Annotated in this window: 3 protein-coding genes and 1 pseudogene; 3 read left to right on the top strand and 1 reads right to left on the bottom strand. The window is 71.3% G+C overall.

Going from position 1 to position 4152, the window contains the following annotated elements:
- Positions 1-203, bottom strand: a pseudogene (locus AB0J52_RS30110) (stage II sporulation protein M); the annotation flags it as partial.
- Between the two features lie 91 nt (positions 204-294).
- Here AB0J52_RS30110 and AB0J52_RS30115 point away from each other — a divergent pair.
- The 3 genes from AB0J52_RS30115 to AB0J52_RS30125 all read left to right on the top strand — a co-directional run.
- Complete coding sequence (locus AB0J52_RS30115; RefSeq protein ID WP_500186027.1) at positions 295-1443, top strand: RDD family protein; 1149 nt, start codon at positions 295-297, stop codon at positions 1441-1443.
- A 309-nt stretch (positions 1444-1752) separates the two neighbouring features.
- On the top strand, positions 1753-3273 hold the full coding sequence (locus AB0J52_RS30120; RefSeq protein WP_500186028.1) for a cellulase family glycosylhydrolase: 1521 nt from the start codon (positions 1753-1755) through the stop codon (positions 3271-3273).
- Positions 3274-3844: 571 nt separating this feature from the next.
- Positions 3845-4152 (top strand): MFS transporter (locus AB0J52_RS30125; protein ID WP_500186029.1); only part of this gene is annotated, 308 nt, incomplete at its 3' end.

The following is a 4152-nucleotide window of genomic DNA, read 5'->3' on the forward strand; positions in this document are numbered from 1 at the left end:
CGCGCGACGAGCGAGGACAGGCGCGCGACCAGTGCCGGGTCGGGCGCGCTGGAGCGGATCGCCGAGAGGTGCGTCGCGGTCCGCTGGTACAGCTCGACCAGTTCGTCGATCTCCGCGCCGGTGCGCTTGCGGGAGGAGTTGATCAGCTTCTCCAGCCGCTGCCATTCGGCGTTATGCGCGGCCACGTACGCATCGACGTCCATCCGTGGGAGCCTAACGCTTAGGCTGTCCGAAACATGACGAATGTTGCCGTGATCCGGGAAGTCAGGTCCGGCGTACCCGCGAAGTGAGGTCATGGTGGCGCGTGCCGTGCAGGACGGGGAACTCGTCGTCGGTGAGGCCGTCGCGCTCGACCTGCGGGTGGCGCGCCTGGCCAGCCGCGGCTGCGCGCTCCTGCTCGACCTGTTCCTCCAGCTCATGGCGCTGAACTTCGCCCTCGCCCTGGTCAGCCTGGTGGGGACGGTCGCGGACAGCGCCTGGGTCGCCGGCCTGTCGATCCTCGTGATCGCGCTCGTGGTCGTCGGCTACCCGTGCGCGTTCGAGACGTTCTCGCGCGGGCGCACGCTGGGCAAGCTCGCGGTCGGGCTGCGCGTCGTGGCCGACGACGGCGGGCCCATCCGGTTCCGGCAGGCCCTCGTGCGCGCGTTGGCCGGAGTGATCGAGTTCTGGACGCTCTACGGCGCGCCCGCCCTGCTCACGTCGCTGTTCAACCGGCGCGGCAAGCGCCTCGGCGACCTGTTCGCCGGAACCCTGGTCATCCAGGAGCGGGTGTCGGCCGCCGGCATGTACGGGCCGGTGGCCTGGATGCCGCCGTTCCTCGCGGGCTGGGCGCGGACGCTGGAGCTGTCCCGGCTGCCCGACGAACTCGCGATGACGGCCCGGCAGTACCTCGCCCGGTTCTGGGAGCTCCTGCCCGAGGTCCGGGACTCGCTGGGCGAGCGCATCACCGGCGAGGTCTTCGCGCTCGTCGGCCCGCCGCCGCCCGCGGGCGTCCGGCCGGAGATCCTCCTGTCGGCGGTTCTGGCGGAGCGGCGGCACCGGGAGGAGCGACGCCTCGCGCGCCAGCGCGAACAGCGGCTGCGCCGTGCGGCACGCGACCCGCTGGCTCCGCCCCCGGTCCCTGTCGGCGGACCTGCGAACGGGCCGATGCCGAACGGGCCCATGCCGAACGGACCCATGCCGTGCGGACCGACGCCGAACGGGTGGATGCCGAACGGGCCCATGCCGATGCCCGGTGCTCCTGGGGTTCCGCAGGGCTATCCCGTCCCTGTGGCACACCCCCAGGCGGGCGGATGGCCGACCACCGCAGGAGCTCCTATCGGAGCGGGGCCGTACCCGGTCGGCGCGCCCGCTCCGGCCGGACCGTATCGGGCTCCTTCGGGCCCGTACCCCGTCGCGACCGCTCCGGTCCCGCCTCCAGCGGGCCCGTACTCGCACGGCTGAGACGCGCTCGGATTCCCGAGCGCGCAGCCGCAGCCGCGGCCTCTGCCTCGCGCGCTCCAAGCGCGGAACGTCGTGGACGTGGGCGTTCCGCCATCACCGGGCGGTCCGATCATGCGGCCGTTCTCCGGCTGGGCGGCCGAGGCGCGGAGTGATCGCGAGCGAGTTATCCACAGATCGGCACCGCGCTGGCACGGCGGGTGACGATCACGGAATTCTGGAGTCCTCGGGCCATGGACAGCGGGACCGCCGCCGCCCTAACCTCCGAGGAAGTTTCATGTTTGGTCGGTCGCTTGCTCAGGGAGCCTCACCGTGCCTCGTGCCGTCGTCACCGCCGTCGCCCGCATCACCCTCACCGCACTGCTCACCGCCGCGTCCACGACCGTCCTGCCCACCGGGACGGCGTCGGCCGACCAGGGCGACGGGCTGCGCCAGCTCACCGACGACCAGGGCCGGGCGCTCGTGCTGCGCGGGCTCAACACCGCCGGGGACGCCAAGGGGCCGTCCGGCCTGCCCTGGATCGAGCGCCGCAACGTCGTGGCCGAACGGAAGAACCTCGGCAGCAACGTCGTCCGGTACGTCCTCCAGTGGAAGAACATCGAACCGAGTCCCGGCCGTTACGACGAGCGCTACCTGGACGAGGTCGCGAAACGCGTCGCCTGGTACCGCCAGGAGGGCATCCACGTCGTCCTCGACATGCACCAGGACATCTACGGCCCCTGGGCGTGCAAGGGCGCGGGTGACGGCGCACCGGCCTGGGCGACCATCACCGACGGGCTCCCCTGCACACCGCAGGACCCGTGGGTGCTCACCTACCTCCAGCCGGCCGTGCTCCGCGCCTATGACAACTTCTGGAACAACACCGGAAAGCATCCCGAGCTCATGCAGCGGTACGTCGCGATGTGGAAGCACGTCGCGGCGCGGTTCAGCAAAGACCCGGCCGTGCTCGGGTACGACCTGATGAACGAGCCGTTCGGCGGGTCGAAGCAGTTCGGCTCCTTCGAGGGACCGGTGCTCACGCCCTTCTACCAGCGCATCGTGAACGCCATCCGCCAGGTGGACCACGACAAGTGGGTCTTCCTCGAACCGCAGGCGCTCGGCGTCAACGAAGGGCTCGGCACCACTCTCGGCCAGGTTCGCGACCCGCGGCTCCGCGCGGCGCTCACCAAACTCACCCACCAGTCCGCGCGGCGCTCGGGCACGGGTCTCGGCCGCCTGTCCGACCCGAGTTCGCGCATGGTCCTCGCCGCCCACTTCTACCCGGGCGGAGTCGACATCGGCGGTGGCTACACCGGGGTGCTCAAAGCCCTCGTGCAGGGAGAGTTCCTGCTGTGGCGCCAGAACATGACCGCCGCCGCCAAGCGACTGAACGCCCCGCTATGGGTCGGTGAGATCGGCGCCATGGGCTTCTCCCAGCCGGGAGCCGCGGACTTCACCCGCGACTGGCTGACCATGGCCGATGACCTCCGGGTCGGCTGGGCGTACTGGTCGAACGACCCGCAAGGGGCGGGCTCGTCCGAGACCCTCGCACCGCTCGACCGCAACGGCGCCCTGACCCAGGTCGGGAAGGTCCTGGCACGTCCCTTCCCCCGGGCGGTCGCCGGCACTCCGACCAAGATCTCCGTCGGTTCCGGGACCTTCACCTTCACCTGGCGATCCGGCTCCGGCACGTCCGGTCCCACCGAGATCTGGCTTCCGGCGAACGTCTACCCCGGCACCCCCAAGGTCAAGGCCACCGACCGAACCCACCGCTGGGACCCGGCCCGCCGCATCCTGTCCGTCTGGAACGACCGCGGCCGCACCACCCACAGCATCACCGTCACCCGTTCCTGACTCCGAAGCACAACGCCGCCTCGACGAGGCTCGGACAAACGCTCCCGTAGCAGCCGGAAGGGGAAGCCGAAGAGTCCGCTGTCCCGGACGAGAGACGTGACTTCGATGCCGTCGAATACGTTCTGGCTTACAGCCTGGGGCCTCTTCCGCAGCGCTGATGATCCGGGCGCCCACACTCCCGTCCGGGGTCGCCTGTGCGCGCGTGGGTCGCCTGGCGAAACCGGCGAAGCCCGGTCAGCACGACCCGGCCGCCGTCGAGTCAGCGCGCCCCGGCCGCCGTCGAGTCAGCGCGCCCCGGCCGCCGTCGGGTCAGCGCGACCTGGCCGCCGTCGGGGTGGTGGCGTCACGACGTCGTGAGCTCATGATGTCGTGACGCCACGAGGCTGGGCGTCAGTCGGTGTGGCGACCGGCGAAGGCATCCGCCGACGCGGAATCCCACCATCGCCCGAGGGACGAGCCGACGTTCACACGTCCTCACAGACCTGGTCGGTTCCGGCAGCCGGCCGCTTGCCGCCTGGTCCGCTCGCCCGGCTTGACCTTCACGCCAGGGTGAAGGTCAAGGGTGGGCGGCATGGGGAGCAGGAGTCACTCCCGGGCTCTCGCGGTGCTGACGCTGTGCGCGTTCACCTTCGGGACCGGGGAGATCATGATCGCCGGGCTGCTGCCGGAGATCGCCCGCTCGGTGGGCGTGTCCCTGGCCACCGCCGGGCTGCTGATGAGCGTGTTCGCGGCGACCGTGGTGGTGGGTGGTCCGCTGCTCTCGCTGGTGGCGGGGCGCGTGCGGCGCAGACGGATGGTCGTCGCGCTGATGCTGGTGTTCGTGGCGGGGAACGCGGTGGCCGCGGTGGCCTCGTCGTTCGCCCTGCTGGCGGCCGCACG

It is taken from the genome of Spirillospora sp. NPDC049652 (assembly GCF_040675125.1).
Classification (GTDB): Bacteria; Actinomycetota; Actinomycetes; order Streptosporangiales; family Streptosporangiaceae; genus Spirillospora.

What these genes read in the sequence shown, in the direction of transcription:
- AB0J52_RS30115 (WP_500186027.1), top strand. Translation starts at nt 295, where the DNA reads ATGGTGGCGCGTGCCGTGCAGGACGGGGAACTCGTCGTCGGTGAGGCC.